The sequence below is a fragment of the Aquamicrobium sp. genome (assembly GCF_023954335.1).
In the GTDB taxonomy this organism is placed as follows: Bacteria; Pseudomonadota; Alphaproteobacteria; order Rhizobiales; family Rhizobiaceae; genus Aerobium.
The window spans coordinates 311,882-331,974 of record NZ_JAMLIE010000002.1 but is presented as its reverse complement, the minus strand read 5'-3'; the positions used below and the strand labels follow the sequence as shown (position 1 = coordinate 331,974).

Sequence of the window (20,093 nt, the reverse complement as noted above, 5' to 3'; positions counted from 1 at the left end):
TTGCAATCAATTGCAGTTATTCCCAGATCGAGCCAGCTCCTTTCAGGTAGCCGTAGGTCTTTACGCTGGCCTTTTTCGACCCGCTCCTGTCGGAGCCGCCGGGCTTGCCGTAGGGGACAACGCCGCCCTTGCCGGGCTTGCCGGCGCCTTGCTTCGACCCGCTGACCTTCTTCACCCCGAAATGCTCGTGCAGGAAGTTGATCTGGCCGCCTGACTCCACAGCCTTCTGGCAGTAGTTCTCGCGAACGTAGGTGATGGCGTCATCAACCCCGTAGGTCGAGACGAGCGCGGCGAGGAACGTGCCGGTGCGGCCGTGGCCGCCGATGCAGCCGCAATGTACCTTGCGGCCAGCCTCGAGCTGCGCGCGTGTCCAGGCCACCAGCTTCTTGAACTCCTCCGGCTTGGACGGAACACCCATGTCCTGGATGCGGAAGTAGACCTCTTCCCCCTTTTTCCAGGGGTAGTGGCGCTCGGTCCACCGCATCGAATGATCGAAGCCGATATAGACGTCGGCGTCGAGGATCACAGGGTCCGAGCAGGAGCCTCCGTAGATCACCAGATCCGTGCCCGGCAGCTTGAGCGGCGGATGCTTGGTGTAGCAGCGGTGGGTGTTGCCGGCGTAGCCCCCCGACTTGCCGCCCTTCCAGCCGTCGTCGAACAGGCTGTCGGTATAGCTCCGGGCAGCGCGCGCCACCGACCGGTCATTGCTGAGCAAGTCGTCGATGTTCTTTCTCTTGGACATCCGGCCCTCCTTGGCCTTCGTTCGTTTGGTGGCCGCCGTCAGGCCGCCTCGCGGATCATCTCGATCTTCTTCACCTGGACGTCGGGCATGACCACGAACCAGTTCTTCTCGAACTCGGCCTTTTCCTTCGCCGCCTGCTCCTTGGCTGCCTTCTTGGCCGCAGCCTCGGCTTCCTTCTTCGCCTGGGCGAGCGCCGCGGCATTCTTCTCGGCCTCGCTCGCCTTCACGGACATGCCGTGCTCCTGGACCTGTTGGGCTTTCTCGGCTGGATACTTGTGGACCGAGCCCAGCGCCTCGACGACGAACCAGTCGACATAGTCGCCAATGGCGCCGGGAAACCGGCTTTTCAGGTCCTTGAATTTCGAGGCCATCGCCGCATCGGCAAATTTGCTGATCTGCGGGTCGGCAAGCACCGCCTCCGGTATCTGGCCGGAACGCTGGACATCGAGGATGCGGAGAAGGGTGTGCGTGTACATCCCGTAGAAATGCGACTTGTTGAATATGGGGCCGTTGTTGTGGCTCAACGTCCAGACGGTATCGAGCATCATCTCGGCGCTGAATTCGCCCTTCACGAAGCGGCAGAGACAGTCGGTCACCTGTCCCCATTTCTTGCCGCCGTAGCTGGAGTTCCACTTCGAGTTATAGAACTGCCAGCGGACGCACTCGACAAAGTTGCCGATCGTGGTCTGCGGCGGCTTGTTCAGCAGCTTCTCGTGGATCGATCCTTCGCCTCCGGACATCTTGAACCACTGCGCGGTCTCCTTGCCGAACTTCTCCGTCATCTGCACGACGTCATTCGCCAATGACTTGTTGTGACGGGCTTCCCTCGTGCAGATCAGCAGCAGGTAGTAGAACGCGCGGAGCGACTTCTCGATCAGCCGGCCATGATAGTCCTTGACCCAGGCAAGGTCCCATTCGTCGAGCGGCTGCAGCGGATCGTACTGCGCCGCAATCAGCGCCATGCCGTGATTGAGGCCGTAGAACCACAGCGCTTCCGCCTCCGGCACCGTGCCGGGGTTCTTGTCCTTCGACTTGAACTGCTTGAGGGCGGCGGACACCAGATGCACAGGCACATTCGACATGTCTCGATAGGATGTCAGGACCCGAGACTGGTGATAGGCCAACGTGTTCTGGGGATCGACGAGAGCCATCTGCTACCCTCCTTGGTCATGGCTTACATTTGAACTTTGAGGGAATGACCAGCGAGATCAATGGGTTGTCGTCCATTTAATGCAATTGATTGCAGGAAATTTTCTTAGCCGAGCAGTCGGCGGAAGCGAGCCCTCCACGCCGCCCGAACCATCCACTTCCGCAGCTCAGCGACATCGAAATCCTCGACGTAGGCTTCCTGCTCCTTCGTCTCGACGGCGCGCGGCGTGTAGCTCCTCCGAACATAGTCGATCGGGTCCTCGACGCCGGCCGTCTTGGCGATCAGGGCGAGGAACAGGCCGGTGCGCCCCCAGCCGCCGGCGCAGCCGACATAGACGCTCTTGCCGGCGAGCGCGGCTTCGAGCGTGTCCTTGAGGGCATACCGGACCTGACCGTCGTCCTGGGGCACCGCGAAGTCGTGGATCGGCAGGTGGACGGCAACGCCTCTGGCCGGGACGCGCTCGGCGCGAACGCACACGCCGAAATTCACCCCCTTGACCGTCGGATAGCGATCGAAAGGACCGCCCACCAGCTCGAACTTCATCCAGGCGTGCCTGGCGCCCAGCGTGATCGGCAGGATGCCGTTGGCCCCCGATGGGACATTGCGGGCATTCATGTTCATGTGACCCTCCTTGGTCAGTTTCTATGCTGCTGATCCGCCCGCCTGGTCAGTCAGGCGGCACACATCCGTGATCAGGTCTCCCTCGATGCGAAGGACATACCCTTGGTATCTGCGGTTGCCGTGCGGGCTGGTGACCGGGGCCGACCGGGCGGCCATGCGCTGCAGGCGCTTCTCCGTATCGCCGTAGATGCCCGCGTCCCGCCCACGGGCAACAGCTTCCGGCGCGGTCTTGAAGATTCTCGTCATCAATAGGCTCCCGCCGGTCTGCCGCGCTCGCCCCGCAGGATCAGGACATCCTTGGGAGCTTCGATGGCGACCCTGACGGTCCCGATTGGGGGATTGGAGCCCGCCGAGATGTAGACCTCGGCCATCACCTCCTCGGACTCCGCGTCCGTGATGCGATGGATCTTCCCGCCGGGGCCGATCAGAGAAAAGTCATTCTCGGTATCGATCTTGCCGACCGAGAAGCACTGACCTCCGATGAAGACGTCGTCGCCGCTTTTCAGGCTCAGGACCAACGCCATGTCGCTTACTCCATTTTTGCAATTGATTGCAAACATTATGACGCCTGCGAGAGCGTCGAGAAGACGGCATAGTCCACGGGGCAGACAGCAGGCGCGGCATCTGATCCGAGCACGACAAATCCGAGCGAATTGAATACGGCGGTATCGGCGCCCGTGAGGCCCTTGACCCGAAGCCCCTTCAACTCGCCGCCGGCTGCAAAGAGCGCCTGCTTCAAGGCGGTGTCGAAATCGTCGGCATACGGATTTACGCCGAAGGCGTTCACCAGATCGGCGTCCTCCGGCTGCATCAGCTCCAGCGGCGAGCGGAGATCGAGGATCGTGAACTCGCGCACCGCCTGGTCCTTGAGATCAGAGACCAGCACATCGATCAGTTCATCGTGCCCCCACCAATACGCGACCTGGATGCACTGATGCTCACCGCCGACCTGATCGTCGTCGACCGGGACTCCGGGGATGGCGTCGACTTTCATCATGCACCACTCACCGACCGTCTTCACGGCGGGCAGTTGCGAGCTGTCGACGACGGGGACTTCCGTCTCGACCCAGACTTGCCCGGTCGCGCCGTCGATCGTGATCCGCTTTGCCGCCTTCACCATCGACCAGTCGAGGTCCGTGCAACCGACGACGCACGACTTGTCCATCGCGCGGGCAACGACGGCCGCGTGGCTTGTGGCGCCTCCGGTCTGAGTCAGGATGCCGGCAGCGGCGTTCATCCCGGCGATGTCGTCGGGCGTCGTCTCGTGGGTCACCAGAATGCACGGCTCAGTGCAATTGACTGCATCCGACGAGCTGAACACGGGCTTGCCGGTCGCGACGCCGGGGCAGGCTGGCAAGCCCACGAAGTCGGGCTTGGCGTCGAACTTCGGGTCGATGATCGGCCGCTTGACCACGCGATACTGGTCTTCGGTGAGACGCGACAGCGCGGTTTCGGCGTCGATCACGGCATCGTTCACGAGGTCGACCGCGATCTGGAAGGCGGCGGCGGCCGAGCGCTTGCCCGTGCGGCTCTGGAGGATGAACAGCTCTCCGTCCTGCACCGTGAATTCTATGTCGACCATGTCCTTGTAGGCGGTCTCGAGCTTGGCGCACATGCCCAGCAATTGGCTGTAGATGCTGTCCCAAACCTCCGACTGGACCTGACCCATCGTATGGACCGGCTGCGGTGTACGAATACCGGCCACCACATCCTCGCCCTGGGCGTTGACCAGAAACTCCCCGAACATGCCGGCTTCGCCGGTCGAAGGGTTGCGGGTGAACAGAACGCCGGTCCCCGACTTGTCGTTCATGTTGCCGAACACCATCGCCTGGACGTTCACCGCGGTCCCCATCGAGGCGTCGATATTGTTCAGCTTTCGGTATTCGATCGCCCGCGGATTCATCCAGCTGTTGAAGACGGCTTTGACGGCGGCCGTCAGTTGCTCCTTGCGGGTCTGCGGGAACTCGACGCCCTTCTCATCAAAGAAGATCGTCAAATACTGATCAACCAGCGCCTGCAGGTCGACCACGCCCAGGTCGGTGTCCTGTTCAACGCCAAGATGCTTCTTCATCGTCGTGAGGGCGTTGTCGAAGCGCTTCATGGGGACGCCATAGGCGGTGCTGCCCAGCATCTGGATCAGGCGGCGGTAGCTGTCCCAGGCAGCGCGTTGGCCGAGACGATCCTCCCATTCGAATACGGTTTCGGACGTCAGCCCTACATTCAGGATCGTGTCCATCATGCCGGGCATCGAAAGCGGGGCGCCGGAGCGAACCGAGACGAGCGGCGCGTAGCCGAACTCACCGGCCAGCCATGCGTCGTTGACGTCCACCTCGGCCATAAGCAGCGTCATCGCATCGCCATAGGCAAGATCGAGCTTCTTCTCCTTCATGGCGGCAAGCTCGTTGCAGACGGTCGTGGTGATCGTGAAGCCGGGGGGCACAGGCATGCCGGCCTGGGCCATCATGACCAGACCAGCGCCCTTGCCGCCGAGGATTGCCTTCGCCTTCTTCTGGTCCTTGTCCTGCCAGTCGCAGAGCGCGCCCGAGAAGCGGAAAATCTGGTCCTTCACCTGCTACCCTCCTTGGTGTTTGGTGGTGAGCTGACTTTAGATGAAGGTCGTACCGGATCAAGATATTTTGCAATTGATTGCAAAATATGGCGCCTGCTCAATCTCCGCCATGTCCCTTATCGCGTTGCGCGTTGCCCGCGTGGGAAGGTGCCATAGCTTGCGGCGCTGGTGTGATCAGTTAGACATAGAGCCCTTGCAGCATAGCCCGTATCATGAGCCCGCCGGCTGCGTCGTGCCATCGCTTCTCCTGGGCAACCCAGACAGGCCCGGTATCCGCGCGCCCGCGCACCTCGTCGCGCACGTCGTCCACCAGAAGCATCGACACCAGCACGGCCTGGTTCTTCGCGTCCTTCCATTTCCCCTCGTCGACGAGGCGCAGGACCAGCATGGCGCAGACATAGAGCCCCTCGCGGGGATCGTCGGGCGAAAGGTCATGCAGGAGGGCGCGCGCCACGTCGTCCGTGCGCTTCGCCAGCCGTGAGACAGACAGCTCGTCGAACTTAGCCAGAGGAGCCGCCACCGCGAGGTTCAGATGATGCAAAACGTCCGAACGCACCTCGAAGCCGATATTTTGGCACTGTTCCAGCATGAGAAACAGCATGTGCGCCGGCACCATCTGTTCGACCACCAACCGGTCCCTCGTTTTGACGTCCAGTACCGCCGTTTCCATCGTCGTGCTCCGGTGTTGCGCCCCACATCGATGCGAGGTCGTCAATTTCGTGGTCTCCCTCCAGCGCGACGGTGCTGCCGTCGACGGTGAAGGGAATGCTCTGGGCCTGGAGGTCGTGTGCGAACCCCTGGAGGTTCGTGTCCGACCAGAGGCTATACCGCCTGCCTGACATCGTTCACCTCCCGGCCAAATTGGTCGGCGCGGTTGTAGTATTCGTCGCGCTGCTCCTTGCGATCGATCGAGTTCTTGCCGGCCTTCTCGGGGCGCTGGAACTGCGGCCGCTTGTGAAGCGGCACCTTGTGCTTCACCCAGATCTCCCGACGGTTGGTCAGACCGATCGCCACGCCGGCCATTGAGTCGGAAACGTCCTTCGAGCCGTTCGGCGGGTGGTCGATCTTGTTCTTCTCCTTGTCGATCTCGAGCGTGATGACTTCCTTCTGCGCCTTCGGGTGTTCCGGCGCCCTCACGCGCTTGTCGTAGAAAGCCTGTTTCAGCAGATCGTAGGCGTAGGTGTCGGTGTCCATCGACTGGTAGCCGACGATGAAACCGTTGTTGTGCAGAACCTGCATCGAGTCCCTGGACTGATACTGGTCGAAGGTCACCCACTTGATCGGCAGCTTGATCTTGTCGCGGAGCGTGTAGAGCAGCTTGCGGATGTTCTCGAACTCGATCTCGCCCCCGCGCGGCGGGCGAACCTCCAGGATGAAGTCGTACTGGATGAGTGGAAGCGCCTCGACGTGCTCGCCGCGGTTCATGTCCACGAAGCCGGGAACATGCCCGACGGTGACGCCCGCGCTGTCCTTCGACACCGCCAGGTCGATGTGGGCGAAGCGCGGCTCGAACGGATTGACGATCCGCTTCGGATAGACCTGGATCTTCGTCGATTTGAAATCGCAGTCCTCGCGCGAGAGGATCGGCAGGGTCGTGCCGAAGCAGTCGTCCACCGCCTCGGTGTTGAGGATGAAAGGGTGCAGCGCGAGCGTCGCCTTGCCGGCGATGTCCCGAAGGGACGCAAGAATGTCGTTCTCGAAGGAACTCCGGTACTCGACAGGGATATGGTCGATCAGGTGCGCGTCCTCGGGATCAAACGCCTCATCCGGCTCGAGAATGCGAGGCTTGCGGGTTTCATCGCCAATAAAGACGCGGAACCGATCCCCGCAAAAACGCTCCGGGCGCAGCTCCCAAAGCCGCTTGTCGTAGACGAAGATCGTGGTGAAGCCCTGCGCGGCGATCTGCCGGCGGGCTTCCTCCTCCTTCTTGTCGGTGAACTGGCCGGGGTAGTTGCGCGAGGACACGAGGCAGAGCATGCCGGGGAGCACGCCCATCTGCATGAAGCGCGACTCGCGGCGGCGGGCGATCGAATTGTAATTCTGGACGGCCTGGTCGTAGGTGCCGCCGTCGCGCTTCTGCTTGGAATTCTCGACGACAGCCATGAAGTTGACCTCGTCGATGATCCCTCCGATGACGTTCTGGCCGATGGCCGCCGTATCGTGGCCGGCGACCGGCTTTACGATCACATTGCGGGGGAATACGAGCTGGCTCTCCAGGCCGGTGTCGAACAGGTAGTTCTTGCGGAAATACGGCCCGTTCTCGATCATGTCCCTGAAGCGCCGGTAGTCGACGTCATGGGCCAGGTGCTTGTTGATTGACTGGAAGACGATCAGGATTTCGGAAGAGCTGTCGAGATCGAACAGCTTGTGCGGGTCGGCCAGGCAGCTGAGCAGATAAACCTGGTAAGCCTGCGTGTAGAGGGCGAGCGTGGTCTTGGCGACACCGATCGCGCCCGTCAGGACGGTCTCCATATAGCGGCCGGAGTTCATCTCCAGCCCTTGCTGCATGACCGCCGGCCACAAGGCTCCCTTCTTGTTCAGGTAGGTCGGCGCCTCGACGAAGGTCTGGAAGTCGACGGGGATCGACCGCCAGGTGTCGGGCTTCATCGCCTTTTCGCGAATGAACGCGATGGACCGGACGAGATAGGCAAGGCGCTCGGCCTTGTCGTCGATCGTCTTCCCGACCGTCCAGACGGCCTCGCCTTGCGGCCCCAGGGACTGCAAGATGCGGAAGCATTTCGACAGGGGGTGCTCCCTATGCATCTTCGGCGCTGAAGGCTTCATCACTCGACTCGATCGACTTGAAAAGTTGCTCCTGCTCCTCGGTCCACTCGAAGGAGTGCATGCGGCCATCGTCCCCCTGGTACTGGCCGCGGACGGTCTTGTGCGCCTTCTGGAGGACGCCGGTCTCCAGCTGCAGCTTGCCGAGGTCCATGATCATCTCCTTCAGCAGGCGCCCCTCGTTCGAGGCGTCCTTGAGGATGATGCCCTCGGGCAGACCGGCTTCCTTCGCCAGCAGCTTGTCGTGCCGGCCCTTCTGGATCAGGACCAGTCGCTCCATCTCATCGAGCGCGTTCAGGCGTATCTGCAGCTGGGTGATGCCAGCATGCTTCTGGACACCGGCAATGCGCTCGATGGTCTTGGTGCGCAGCTCGGAACCCCGGTAGCGGGTCAGCGCCTTCGTGAGCGCGTCCTCCTTCATCTCGGTCAGGTGCCCGCCCTCGTGGAGGGATTTCGCGATGGAGCGCGCCGTCTCGCCGGCCAGGAGCTTGCTTTCCACGGCGTCGATGACCGCCTGCGGGCAGGCTTTCAGTTGCTTGAACTCCCCCGACCGGGTCTTTTTCTTGATCCGGATGCTCATACCGCTGCGATCTTGGCGAGGTGCTCCTTGGTCGGGGCAACAGCCAAGCCTTCCGGTATCGAGTGCTTCGGGACCTTCTTCAGGATCTTGGCGAGCGCATCCGCCATCTCGCCCTTTGCAATTAACTGCAGAACCTGTCCGACGACGTCGTCAACCGTGCGCTCGTTCTCGATGCAGATGTCACCGATGACGTCGAGGGCGTTCATGGTCTTGCCCTCGATGCGGAGCCACATCGATCGCTGGCCGCCGTGGTCGAACACCATGAAGCCGAAAGGCAGCGTGTCGCCGTACTTCGTGAACATCTCGTTCAACAGCTTCGACAGGCCGTCGACGGTCTTGATCTCCTCGGCCGCCTCCTTGAATTTCTTCTGCAGGTGCTTGTCGGGCAGCGCCTTCGCCGTCTGCTCGATGAGCTTCCGGAACTCGGCTGCCTCGGCAAAGCCGAAGGCATCCTGAAGGACCTCGTCGGTGTAACTCGATGCGAGCTTGTTGTAGAGGTCGAAGAACGCCTGCGGGTCCATGCGGCCGCGGATCATGTTCATTCTGACCAGCTGGAATTTCTCGGCCTCCTCGTCGAATTTCGGGTCCATGATCACGGTGCAGGGCACGGTCTCGAAGCCGAGATAGGCGGCGCCGTCGAAGCGGTGGTGGCCGCCGACGATGCGGAACCTGAGCTTGTTCTCGACGAAGGCGGCGACCAGAACGCTCTCGTCGAAATCCTTCGCCGCCAGATCGACGGCCAGCTTGAAGTCCAGCGGGCGAACCAGGATCGCGTCGGTGATCCCGGTCTTCTCCATGTTGTCGATCAGCAGGTCGAACTCCCGCGCCGACATCTTGTTGGGATTGTCCTCGTTCTTCTCCAGCAGGCCGAGCGGAATGTCCAGGCGCAGCAATTTCTTGGTCTTTTGAAGCGCCGACATGACACCTCCTTGGTCGCGGACAGGCAGCGGGACAAAAAATGCCACCCCGGTCGTCAGGGTGGCAAATTGCAATTGATTGCACGGTTCAGGGCGTGCGCCGCCTACTTCTCCAGGTGCCCGACCTCGACGGAGGCATCCCGGAAGCCGTGGAACAGCTGCAGGCCGAGCTTGTACGGGTGGAAGGGGGTGGAGAACGTGATGTTGCGCTCCAGGCGGTCTGCCGGATCGGTCTTCCTGTCGAGCATGTCGACCTCGCCGGTCTCGCCCATGAAGCGCAGGCCGTCGAAGACCGTGCGGATCAGCTTGTCGCCCTGAGCCGTCCCGATCAGCTCGGCAAGGCGCTGGACGATCCTGTTCTCACCGAGGCTCAGCATTTCGCCGCGGAGGTCTTCCATCTTCTGCTGGTAGTCATCGACCGCGGCGTCGAGCTTCGCGAAGAGGAGGTCCTCCATCATGCGCTTCTGGTAGGTCGGCTTGAACCAGCCATCCTGCCAGGCGACGAACTTCTCGTAGAAATAGGCGTAGTCGTCATAGAGCGCCTTCACGAGACCCGGCATCTGGCTGGGGCCTTCGGCAAAGAGCGGATAGTCCTTGCCCAGCAGGCTCTCATAGGCCGGCGTGCGGATCGTCAGGACCGGGGTTCCCAGCATGATCGGCTCGATCAGGGAAAGCGAGAAGCCGCCACCGTTCGGCATCTTGATGAAGGCGTGCATCTCCTCCTTCACGATCTTCCAGAATTCCTCGCGCTTGGGCGTGCGGATGTCGACCAGCTCCTTGTCGAAGACGGGAACGACCTTGGAGACCGTGCAGACGACGAGCTTCACCCGGTCCCCGCGCGTGATCCAAGTCTTCACCATCAGGTCGTGGATGTCGACGATGTTGTTCGCCTTCTCCATGCGGCCGATGTAGGCCAGGCCGAACGGCTTGCCGCCGCCCTTCTTGTAGAACTGGTCGGGCGCCTTGACGTGGTAGTCCTCGAACTGCGCCGTCACCACGTTTTCCAGCTTGGCGTCCAGTTCCCGCACGATCGACGGCGCGAAGAACTGGCGGGCCGAGCGGACGATCTCCGGTTTCTCGTGATAGGAGCAGACCCAGGAGCGGTCGGCCGCCAAGTGCCCCTCGATCGTCATGCGGTCATGGACGGCGGGAATCATCGTGGGGACCGTGGTCTTGAACTCCATCATCGGCATGTCCTCGATCACCCAGACTTCCTTTTGCCAGAAGTGCTTGCGGGTGCGCGGACTGTTCATGATCACGCGGAACAGCGGGACGAGGCCGGTACGCACGGTCAGCAGGACGTCGAAGTCCCAATGCGAGCCGTTGAAGGCCAGCACCTCGTCGAACTCCGGGGACATCGTAATGTAGTCGCGCACCCGGTCGCGGGCGCGGGGCATGCGGATGTACGAGACATTCGGATGCTGCGGGTAGAAGGCCATCTCCTCGTCGGAAACCGAGGTCGGCACCACCCAATAGAAGAACAGGCATGGGCGGGTCTTCAGGCTGCGGGTCACGAACTCGTGGAACTGGATCGTGGTCGAGCACTTCGCAGGCTCGGCGGTCAGTACGGGATCGAGCAGGATCTTCACCGGGCAATCTCCCGGATCAGGAAGGTCACTTCTGCATAGGCCACGCCGATCTCGGCCCCGCGCACGGCGGCAAGGGCATGGGCCGCGTCGGGATTTACCCCCTGCGCGCGCCCCTCGAACTGCGACCTGTGCGCGCGCAGCGCGTTTATCTTGCCGAGGACCGCGCCGTCCGTGCCGGGGTGGTAGCGGCGTCCGACCTGCGGGACCGGGTACTGCCACCCGTTTCCGGGGTATTCATAGGCGTGGAGGCATGCCGTTACGCCGCCGGGGCGAAAAGCGGTGACCGTAGCGTCGTAGAGCGCCCGGTGGTCCTGATTGAAGGACGGGAGGCACACATAGATGTCCGTCGGGTCAGCCTCCGCGATCTCCTTCTCTATCCGCTGCACCAGCTCACCGTAGCCCGCCTCGAGCGCGCCGTTCTCCTGGAACCAGCCGGCGGCCCGCCAGTCGGTCACGCCGAGAATGTTCATGGCGAGGCTTGTCTCTTCCATCCGAAGCGTTCCGTCGATGTATGTCTCGTCCGCGCGCCGGTAGCTGCCGGTGGCGGCGATAACCACCCGAACCGAGTCACCGCGGGCGAGCCACCCCTGAATGGCGATCCCGAGACCAAATTCCGCATCGTCGTGATGCGGCGCCAAGATCAGATGCCTCGCCAACGTCGATCTCCTATCGCTCGATCTTTCTCCAGACGCCTTGCGACATGATCCAGTCTGCGGGGTCAGGCTCTTTTGCAATCAATTGCAAAATAGATGAACTAGCGGCGAAGCGGTAGGGGTCTTGCACAAAACAGTCGACCCGCGCGAAACGCTCGGGGTCAAAGTAGCTGGCGGTGCCGGCGCCCATGTAGAATGAGGTCATGTGCGGGGCGGCCACACGCAGGCGGCTGTCGAGCCGATCGGTCTTCGTCGAGCCGCTGCCGGCGTAGTGGTTCAGGACGAACCGGTAGTTGAAGGACATCTCCCTCGCGATGCACCGGAGCAGCGCGACATTCAGGTGCATGAGGCTGTCGCCAGGCTTCACGTTGCGAAGGCGTTCGAGAACGGGCTCCAGGCGTTTCTTGTAGGGGCCGCTGACCTGGGCCACCGCTTTCCATGTCTTCTCTATGCGGCGCGCATCATGGCCGATCGTCACCTCGTTGATCGCACTGGTATCGGACGCATCCACGGGGAGCGTGAGCCAGGCGCCCTGATGCCGGATTCGGTTCAGGTAGCCGTCCTTGGCCCACTGGACGCCAGCCTGCAGGACGAACGTGTCGACGGACATGACCTTGTGCCAGTACCCCGCCCACGGCAGGAAAGCTGGCTGGTGGCTGGCAACGCGCATGGGAAATCCTCAAGCGTGGACGAGGCTGGCGGCCATCATCGAGGAAGCGCCGAGGAACCTCTCGCCGGTCATGTAAGCCCATTCGGCCCGGAGGCTGGCTTGCCTTGCGTGGTTCTCCAGGCCCGACAGCGTGAAGCGGTGCCTGATGGTCGGATCGGCCTTGAAGCCCCGGAGCCAGTTGTAGGGCATCCTGAGCAGGGTATGGGTCAGGTTCGGATTGAGAACGACGATGCGTCCTTTGTCGGCCAGCGCGCCGGACAGCATCCCGAGCGTTTCCGCCACATCATCCGTGTGCCCGAGGACGTGCAGGCAGAAGATGACGTCGAACGTCCCAAGGTGATCAGGCAGACGGTCGTCGAGGCGAACATAGGCGGGCCGCGCTGGGCGGACAAAGCCGATCTCGCACTCCTCGGCCCGACGAAGCATTTCATCGGACGGGTCGACGCCGACGACGCTTGCACCCTGACCGGCGAGCATCCGGCACAGCTTGCCCGTGCCGCAGCCGAAGTCCAGAACCCTGCATCGCGACAAAACGGAGGACTTCGTGTCCACCGTCTCGATCAGCCTTCTCGCCTCGCGTACCCAGCTCACGCGCCCTTGGAAATTCTCGACGCGGGCAGCGTACTCGACCGGGCTCATTTCGAGTGAAGTGTCGCCCATAGCACCTTCGATCTGCATTGGTTGAGGAAGCCGATCTCCTCGCGGATCGCCTCCAGGTAGGTCGGGGCAAGATCGCCCAGGTCTGCAAAGCGGGACGGACCACCCACCAGTGCAATCAGGGCCTGGCAGTCCGGACCATAAGTCACCCGCTTGCCCAGGCATCCGCCTTCGGCATGGAACACCCCGCCGAACTGTAGGCGATCCTGCGCTCCGGCTGGCATCGCCTTCACGTAGGGCTCAAGCTCCTTGCTCTCTCGGAAGAACTTCTTGATCGCGACCTTTCCCTCGCGGACATACTGGTCGTACGCGGCGCCGAGCAGCTTGCCGACCTTTTCGGGATAGATCGCCTGATGGCTGTGATCGACAACGGGTGCCGCGCGCAGCATCTCGTGGACCAACGGCATCGCGGCAAACATCGCCTCCGACAGGCGGCTGGCAGTCTTGGCCGCGAAGTAGAGCAGGAGCCGCGGGCAACCGATCTCCACCATCATTCGGAACAGGCCGGTCGGCTTGCGGTTGTTCGTATCGGGAAACGTGTTGCCGGCGTATCGGCGCGTGCCTGCGAGAAGCCAGGCGGCGCACATGCGCTGCGGGAACGTGAAATCCTCGTTCATGGCCGTCGCAATCAGCTGCCCGTCCGTGGCCTTGGCCCACTCCTTCTTCGGGACCATCTGCTCAAGCTCGGCCGTCACCAGCAGGTTTACCGCGGTGCGGTCCTTCACGCCTGCGGCCAACTCCCTGGCGACCCAGATCATGAAACGCCGCTCATCGAGGGACTTGCGCCAGTGGGCATTGCCCATCGCGGCCAGGACGATCCCGACCATCAGCGGGTTCCCCATCAGGCAGTCCTCGACCGCAATGACGCCCAGGCGTCGCAGCGTATGGGCCTTGTCCATGTCGTAGGCTGCGGAGACCGCGAACTGCGCGTCTTCGACAAGCCCGAACCGGATCGCCTTCTGGAGGCTTGAGATCGTCCGCCACTTGTTGTCCGGGTTCGTGCCGTGCCCAATCTCGGCTGGCATGTAAAAGCCCTTGATGCCCTTCTCGGCAGCCATCAAGAACGCTTTGTCGACATCGTCGCATGCATCCTTCGTAAAGGTGCCATCGTCCCCGATTTCCTTCGCCATCGGCCGTTTCAGCAGAAACTGCGCCAGCAACTTGCTCCCGAACTGCTCTTCAAAATGTTCCGCGTACTTCACCAGTATTCCTCAGTCTATGAGCCCCCCGATGACCGTAGCTGGAAGCCGGCGGGTTACCATTTGAATGCGACTGCCTCGCTGGTGATCTTGTCGAGCGCTTCCCTGACGACTTCGGTGTTTCTTGCTCGTGCCGCCTGGATCAGCCAGGCAATCATGTCCAGGAGGGCCTTCGGCCGGCCGATGCTGATGGCGGCCTTGCGCAGGCGCGGGACTTCGGTGGGCTTCATGTTCTCCCACTCGTAGGCCAGCATCTCGTGCAGTTTCTCGCCCGGTCGCAGCCCCGTGTATTCGATCTTGATGTCGACGCCCGGCGTGCGGCCGGCCAGCATGATCAGCTGACGGGCGAGATCCACGATCTTCACCGGGCCGCCCATGTCGAGGATGTGCAGGCCATAACCCTCGCCAGACCGATGTTGCAGGTCGGCCGAGGAAAGGACGAGCCCGACGGCCTCCCTGATCGACATCATGTAGCGCGTCATCTCGCGATGGGTGACGGTGACGGGGCCGCCCTGGGCGATCTGCCGGCGGAACAGGGGCACCACGGAGCCGGACGAGCCGATGACGTTGCCGAAGCGAACCTGGGACAGATGGCTCGTGCCGATATGCGCCGCGAGAGAGCGCGTGAACAGTTCGGCCACCCGCTTGGTCTTTCCCATCGTCGACAGCGGATAGACGGCCTTGTCGGTGGAGACGAGGACCATGTCCGCGCCACGGCCGACGGCTGCAAGCGAGACGTTCGCCGTCCCGACGACGTTGGTCATGACGGCCTCGATCAGATTGTGGTCGTTCTCGAGGAGCGGGACATGCTTCAGCGCGGCCGCGTGAAGGACCACGTCGACCTCGAAGTCGTGCATCAGTTTCTCGACCGCGACCCGGTCGCGCACATCCAGAATTGCCGCATGCTTCTTCTGGTCCGGCGCCCCCTGACGAACCGTCGAGTCGATCTCGTAGAGGTTCAGCTCAGAAATGTCGGCCATCACGAGCAGGTCCGGCCGGGAACCGGCGGCCTGCAGCACCAGCTCTGAACCGATCGAGCCGCCGGCCCCGGTGACGAGTACGCGCTTTCCGCGGACGCTTTCATAGAACGGCCCGTCCCTGGATATCTGAGGGCGGGGCAGCAGAAGCGGGAGAGCAAGATCCTCGTTCAAGCCTGCGAGCATTCGAGCTGCTCCTTCAGGCTGGTGATCGCGGCATCGAGAACCTTGGCCACGTCGACCACCGCCATGGTCGGGTAGATCGGCAGGCTGACCGTCCTCATGAAGTGGTTTTCGGCGTTCAGGCAGCGAGGGGCGCCAGCGTCCTGCCAGGCTGGGTGCAACGGCAATGGGATGAAATGGACCGAGCACTGGATGCCGTGGCCCGCCATGCGCGTGATGAAGTCGTCGCGGTTCTCGACGTAGATTGGGTACAGGTGAAAGGCCGAGCCCTCGTCATGGCCGAGCGGGCGCACCGGAAGGTTCGTGCGGGTGAAGATGCTGTCGTAGAGGCTCGCGATGGCCCGGCGCTTCTCCAGCATCTCCTGGGCGCGTTCGAGCTGGACGAGGCCGACGGACGAGGCGAGGTCAGTCAGGTTGGCCTTCCAGCCATTGTCCTCGATCGCATACGCCCAACCTGCCTGGATGTTCGTGTAGCGGTCGAACAGCTGCTTGTTGAAGCCGTGCTGCCGGAGTTTGCGGATGCGAGCGGCGAGATCGTCATCGTTCGTCGTGACCATCCCGCCGTCGCCGGTCGTCAGGGTCTTGGTGGCGTAGAACGAGAAGAAGGTTGCGAGACCCTTGGAGCCGACCTTCGACCCGTCGCTATAGGCCGCCGGGAACGCATGCGCCGCGTCATGGATGATCGGAATGTCCCGGAAATGCGTCTCGAGGCTCTCGATACCGGCTTCCCACGGGTTCCCGGCAAAGTCCGTCGGCATGATCGCCTTGGTGCGGCTCGTCACCTTGGCGAGCGCGTCCTCCCACGACATCTCCGGCGAGCTGGCCCGGCTGTCGGCAAAGACCACCCTGGCGCCGAGCCGCCGCGCCATCATGGCCGGGCCGGAGAATGTGTAGGCCGGCACGATCACCTCGTCCCCCGCGCCGATCCCGAGGGCATCAAGAACGAGAAGCGCCCCCATCGTCGCGCTGGTGACTGCGAGGGCATACTTCGCCCCGACAGTCTCCGCGAAACGTCTCTCGAATTCAGCGGTCACCCCGCCCGTCGTCAGCCAACCGGAACGCAGGCAGTTCGAAATGGCGGTAATCTCGGCTTCGGTAATATCCGGCTTGGCGAACGGTATCGGCATCGGCTTTCCTCTTTTTGCAATTGATTGCATAAAATTGAGCAAAAAGGGAGAGGCGATCTTCAGTCGATTTCCCGATGCACGACCTCGACATCGTGTCCGAGTTTCACAAGACGGTCGCAGGTCAACTCGGCCATCGTCACGGAACGGTGCCGGCCACCGACGCAGCCGAAGGCAATCACTTTCGCACCCTCGGAAATCAGGCGATCGACGTCTCCCGTGAGCGCAATGTAGCGACCGTCACGCTTGACGAACTCCTGGACCGGCGCGTCCTTACCGGTCAGCTCTCGCATGTCCGGGCGGCCATGCGGGTTTGGCAGCGCGCGGCAGTCGATGATGAAATGCGGGCCGAGGCCGTCGGGCGTACCGAACTTGAAGCCGAACGAGAGAATCGTGAGCACGGGTCACCATTCATAGGCCGGGAGATCATCCAGCTGATCGGCGGCCTGATCCAGGCACAGCCACGGGCAGCCCAACTCCCGAGCCACGTTGATCGCCGCGAGCAGATCTTGCGGGACTTGCGAGGTGTCCTCGGGCAGGTCGCCAACAAAGAACCACCAACCATAACCGCCCTTGTCGAAGACGATCAGGTCGAAGGTCTCACCGGCGTTTAGGTATTCAGCTGTCAGCGCGGATATGTGCGCGGTGCTGACGGTGAGGCACGTCTCGACGTGCATGGCATTGGGACCGAGCGGCGCTGCTGGCATCCCGTGCTTCTTGAGCACGTCCAGGGCGAGCTGCACCTGGCTCTCCTCGTCGAGGTGCTCCAGCGCGGCCGCCCATTCGCGGACCTTCTGGATGGCCTCCCATTCCCATTCGGAAGGCTGGTCCTCGTCCTCATCATCGATGCTCTCGGCGTATGCCTGGGCGAGCCCGGTCACATGCAGGATCTGATTGAACGTCGGCTCCGCAAATTCTGCCACTTTTCCCTCCTTGGAATAGTGCAATTGATTGCAAAATTTATCATAGCGTTTAGTCGAGCCGGATCAAGCCGGTTGTCGCCAGGAGGTCCATCGTCAGGATGCGGCTCATCGCCAGCTTCGACCTGCGATCCGGGTTTGTCTCGATAGCCGCCTGCCGGCGTAGCCGCTCATCACGGCTGACTTCCTCCATCACCTCCAGCTCATACCCGAGATAGCGGAGGATACGCTCCATGGTGGCGATCTCTGCGGAGGTCTTGCCGGCCTCGATGCGACGGAGCGTGTTGCGGTTGACTTGCGCCCGGTCGGCAAGGACGCGCTGCGATACCCCTTGCTCTATCCGTAGCTTGTGGATCAGGTTCCCCCAAAAATTGCTCTGCTGCATGCCGGCCTCACATCTCGTAGACCACGGACGAGAGGCGCGCACCGATCGCTTCCATGACGTCCTCGGCAACATCGTTGCCGGCGCCGAACTCGAAGCTGATCCGGGTAACCTGTCGCTGCTTGGCGAGCTTCTTGAGGCTCTGCACCAGCTCCTTGAACACGCCCTTCTTCCGGCTGGACGGCTCCACGTAGGCCATGGTCACATGGAACGTCTGGGTGCCTGCGCTGTGCCGCCACAGGAGACATCCCACCGTCTCGTTGTGGAGATCGGCAAACAGGACTTCGGCGTCCGTTGCCGCGTATGGAAAGCTGATCTGGTCGAGAGTCATTCCCTCCTGCACCAGTTCGTTCCACCCTTCGACAACGAGCGCAAAAGCCTTCGTGTTCTGGGTGCTTTTGCTGTAGCCGATCGAAATCACAGACGCGCACCCTCCTGGTCATCGGTTTCTCTGCGAATTTGCAATTAGTTGCGAAAAAGAGATAACTGACTTGAGTCAGCCGCGCGACAGGAAACATAAAGTGCCGCACAGGTTTTGGCGCAATCTCTGCGCCTACCCGAAAACAAGATGCTTGACAGTTGGAGACGCTTGTCAGGCCGGCTTTCGTTCAAGCCGATCTCCTTGCCCGGCATGGGAGCAGCGGACGCGGCGAGATCCTCGACCTGATTGAAAAAGGGCGCCTCGAAGGGCGCCCCTTGGATCATCGATCAGGCCGCGTCCTGGATCGAGAATGCTGCCGGCACCTTGACCGCTTTGAGGGTCGCCTGTTCCGGCATCAGCTTGCGCTCCATGATCGCCTTGATACGGGCGTGGGCGGCCTCCAGCGGCATTTCGTAGACTTCCGTCAGCAGCATCAGTTCCTTCAGGTGAGCAATGCTGTAGCCATCGGTGATGTCGACGACGGCCTTCCGCTGCGCGTCCGACATCTGCGGCTCCTTCGCCTTGAGGAAGGCATCGCGCGCCTCCGCGGCGGGAAGGCCGATCTGCACGACGAGGTCGAAGCGGCTCGGTCGGTTGGCGATCCTGTCGGGCAGTTTGTTCAGGTGGTTCGTGGTCGCCACGACCACCACGCCGTCGGCCTGGTGCTTGCCGTCGAGCAGGTTCAGCAGATGCTCCTCGCCGCCGCCGCGGACAACCGCGTCGATATCTTCGATCACCACCATGATCAGGCGCTCGGGTTCCCGCTTGCGGATCAGGCCGATGCCGAGAGCGACCGCGCTCGGGTCCTGGGCGAGAAAGACCACACCGTCGAACTTGTTGACGAACAGCTCGATCATCAGCTCGGTGTTCGAGGTCTTGCCGGAGCCCGGAGGGCCTTCCATGATGATGCCGCGCTTATGCACGACCCCGCGCGCCTTGTAGCGATCCTTGCGCTGCACGAACTGCTCAATCTCGTCCAGCACCACATCGGCGCCCATGCCGGGCAGGACCACCAGATCGTCCTTCACCACCCGCACCTGATCGAGGTAGGGGCCAAGGCGCTGACTGACGGCGACGCTGTACACGCCGCAGGGCAGGCGGTTCGCAATCGGGGTGGGCACCCAGAAGCGACCATTGGACGTGGCCCAGGCGGCGCCGGTGTCTTCGATCTTGATATCGATTTCGTCTTCCATTTCACGCTCCTCAGTTGATGTGATGCGGGTGGAGCAGCAGTCCACCGCCGTTGCCCTCGGCAAGCTGCTTGACGACCGTGTCGAAGGCGTCGTCGTCGATGTTCTTCACGGCGATGACAGACGACCCGTCACCCTCGCGATCCACGACAGCCATGAGCACGAACCCGACTAGCGGGAAGTCCAGAGCCATGTCGTCGACGGCCGCCGAGAGCATCTGGGCAATCTCGTCCGTTGTTCCCGTGTCCACCACTATCGCTGCCTCTCTTGACGCACCCGGCGTCAATTTTGCAATTGATTGCAATTCAACTATGGCAGGTAGCCGACCTTGTGCAATGAAGGTCGGCAGAGCCGGCTAGGCTCGCTTGCGAATTTTCAGGGAGTATGGAACGCTGACGCCGGGCAATCGTCTCGGATGGGAGTCGCGGTTCCAGAACTGGTGGTTATGACTTAATCCAGGATGAGGCGGTCTCCCGCTACCACCTATAACCCCCGGTTTTTGGGGGTATAGCGTAGGCTGAGACGGTCCTCCGCTACCAAAAAAGTCTATATTTTTCAGATACTTAACCTTATTTCTGCATTTCATCATGTACGCATAGACCCGATTGGGTGTCAAATTGGGTAACACCTGACACTTGGTAGGTTGCTCCGCTGCGTCGTTCACGACGGTTAATTGAAGAGGAACAGTCGTGCAAAGCACGGCCTTGCATCTCTATGCAGCTCTTTGCCCGATCCGTTTCTCCTTCACGAAGAACATCACGCAGGCAC

23 protein-coding genes are annotated in these 20,093 nt (G+C 62.0%); all 23 read right to left on the bottom strand.

Annotated features, from left to right (window positions below):
* Window positions 1-16: 16 nt before the first annotated feature.
* The gene (locus M9945_RS14205) at window positions 17-742 is read right to left on the bottom strand and encodes a hypothetical protein (RefSeq protein ID WP_367945133.1); all 726 of its coding nucleotides are present in this window, start codon (window positions 740-742) and stop codon (window positions 17-19) included.
* Window positions 743-780: 38 nt separating this feature from the next.
* Window positions 781-1,893 carry a hypothetical protein gene (locus M9945_RS14200; RefSeq protein WP_367945132.1) on the bottom strand — a complete coding sequence of 371 codons (1,113 nt, stop codon included), beginning with the start codon at window positions 1,891-1,893 and terminating at the stop codon, window positions 781-783.
* Window positions 1,894-1,997: 104 nt separating this feature from the next.
* Window positions 1,998-2,513, bottom strand: a complete 516-nt coding sequence (locus M9945_RS14195) for a hypothetical protein (protein WP_367945131.1) — start codon at window positions 2,511-2,513, stop codon at window positions 1,998-2,000.
* A gap of 21 nt (window positions 2,514-2,534) precedes the next feature.
* Window positions 2,535-2,759: a hypothetical protein gene (locus M9945_RS14190; protein ID WP_367945130.1), complete on the bottom strand. Its 225-nt coding sequence runs from the start codon at window positions 2,757-2,759 to the stop codon at window positions 2,535-2,537.
* Window positions 2,759-3,037 carry a hypothetical protein gene (locus tag M9945_RS14185; protein ID WP_367945129.1) on the bottom strand — a complete coding sequence of 93 codons (279 nt, stop codon included), beginning with the start codon at window positions 3,035-3,037 and terminating at the stop codon, window positions 2,759-2,761. Before M9945_RS14185 ends, M9945_RS14190 begins: the two co-directional genes overlap by 1 nt.
* 35 nt (window positions 3,038-3,072) lie before the next feature.
* On the bottom strand, window positions 3,073-5,082 hold the full coding sequence (locus M9945_RS14180) for a PEP/pyruvate-binding domain-containing protein (protein WP_367945128.1): 2,010 nt from the start codon (window positions 5,080-5,082) through the stop codon (window positions 3,073-3,075).
* Between the two features lie 178 nt (window positions 5,083-5,260).
* Window positions 5,261-5,752, bottom strand: a complete 492-nt coding sequence (locus tag M9945_RS14175) for a hypothetical protein (protein ID WP_367945127.1) — start codon at window positions 5,750-5,752, stop codon at window positions 5,261-5,263.
* 152 nt (window positions 5,753-5,904) lie between these two features.
* Window positions 5,905-7,806, bottom strand: coding sequence for a hypothetical protein (locus M9945_RS14170; RefSeq protein WP_367945126.1), 1,902 nt, complete (start codon window positions 7,804-7,806; stop codon window positions 5,905-5,907).
* 31 nt (window positions 7,807-7,837) lie between these two features.
* On the bottom strand, window positions 7,838-8,443 hold the full coding sequence (locus tag M9945_RS14165) for a hypothetical protein (protein WP_367945125.1): 606 nt from the start codon (window positions 8,441-8,443) through the stop codon (window positions 7,838-7,840).
* Window positions 8,440-9,363 carry a ParB/RepB/Spo0J family partition protein gene (locus tag M9945_RS14160; protein ID WP_367945124.1) on the bottom strand — a complete coding sequence of 308 codons (924 nt, stop codon included), beginning with the start codon at window positions 9,361-9,363 and terminating at the stop codon, window positions 8,440-8,442. The genes M9945_RS14165 and M9945_RS14160 overlap by 4 nt, the downstream gene beginning before the upstream one ends.
* Window positions 9,364-9,464: 101 nt before the next feature.
* Window positions 9,465-10,949, bottom strand: coding sequence for a hypothetical protein (locus M9945_RS14155; RefSeq protein ID WP_367945123.1), 1,485 nt, complete (start codon window positions 10,947-10,949; stop codon window positions 9,465-9,467).
* Window positions 10,946-11,605, bottom strand: coding sequence for a PIG-L deacetylase family protein (locus M9945_RS14150; RefSeq protein WP_367945122.1), 660 nt, complete (start codon window positions 11,603-11,605; stop codon window positions 10,946-10,948). Before M9945_RS14150 ends, M9945_RS14155 begins: the two co-directional genes overlap by 4 nt.
* 10 nt (window positions 11,606-11,615) lie before the next feature.
* Entirely contained in the window at window positions 11,616-12,272 is a 657-nt protein-coding gene (locus M9945_RS14145) for a WbqC family protein (protein ID WP_367945121.1), read from the bottom strand.
* A gap of 9 nt (window positions 12,273-12,281) precedes the next feature.
* A complete protein-coding gene (locus M9945_RS14140; protein ID WP_367945120.1) occupies window positions 12,282-12,932 on the bottom strand; it encodes a class I SAM-dependent methyltransferase in 651 nt (216 codons plus the stop codon).
* The gene (locus tag M9945_RS14135; protein ID WP_367945119.1) at window positions 12,908-14,131 is read right to left on the bottom strand and encodes a hypothetical protein; all 1,224 of its coding nucleotides are present in this window, start codon (window positions 14,129-14,131) and stop codon (window positions 12,908-12,910) included. Before M9945_RS14135 ends, M9945_RS14140 begins: the two co-directional genes overlap by 25 nt.
* 53 nt (window positions 14,132-14,184) lie before the next feature.
* The gene (locus tag M9945_RS14130) at window positions 14,185-15,291 is read right to left on the bottom strand and encodes an SDR family NAD(P)-dependent oxidoreductase (RefSeq protein WP_367945118.1); all 1,107 of its coding nucleotides are present in this window, start codon (window positions 15,289-15,291) and stop codon (window positions 14,185-14,187) included.
* Window positions 15,276-16,415 (bottom strand): DegT/DnrJ/EryC1/StrS family aminotransferase, encoded by a 1,140-nt coding sequence (locus M9945_RS14125; protein WP_367945117.1) that lies wholly within the window; start codon window positions 16,413-16,415, stop codon window positions 15,276-15,278. Before M9945_RS14125 ends, M9945_RS14130 begins: the two co-directional genes overlap by 16 nt.
* A 59-nt stretch (window positions 16,416-16,474) precedes the next feature.
* Entirely contained in the window at window positions 16,475-16,813 is a 339-nt protein-coding gene (locus tag M9945_RS14120; protein WP_367945116.1) for an RNase adapter RapZ, read from the bottom strand.
* A 3-nt stretch (window positions 16,814-16,816) separates the two neighbouring features.
* The gene (locus tag M9945_RS14115) at window positions 16,817-17,335 is read right to left on the bottom strand and encodes a hypothetical protein (protein ID WP_367945115.1); all 519 of its coding nucleotides are present in this window, start codon (window positions 17,333-17,335) and stop codon (window positions 16,817-16,819) included.
* A 49-nt stretch (window positions 17,336-17,384) separates the two neighbouring features.
* Complete coding sequence (locus M9945_RS14110; RefSeq protein WP_367945114.1) at window positions 17,385-17,717, bottom strand: helix-turn-helix domain-containing protein; 333 nt, start codon at window positions 17,715-17,717, stop codon at window positions 17,385-17,387.
* Between the two features lie 7 nt (window positions 17,718-17,724).
* Window positions 17,725-18,135, bottom strand: coding sequence for a GNAT family N-acetyltransferase (locus tag M9945_RS14105; protein ID WP_367945113.1), 411 nt, complete (start codon window positions 18,133-18,135; stop codon window positions 17,725-17,727).
* 287 nt (window positions 18,136-18,422) lie between these two features.
* Window positions 18,423-19,328: an AAA family ATPase gene (locus tag M9945_RS14100; protein WP_367945112.1), complete on the bottom strand. Its 906-nt coding sequence runs from the start codon at window positions 19,326-19,328 to the stop codon at window positions 18,423-18,425.
* Between the two features lie 10 nt (window positions 19,329-19,338).
* Window positions 19,339-19,575 carry a hypothetical protein gene (locus tag M9945_RS14095; protein ID WP_367945111.1) on the bottom strand — a complete coding sequence of 79 codons (237 nt, stop codon included), beginning with the start codon at window positions 19,573-19,575 and terminating at the stop codon, window positions 19,339-19,341.
* Window positions 19,576-20,093: the final 518 nt, after the last annotated feature.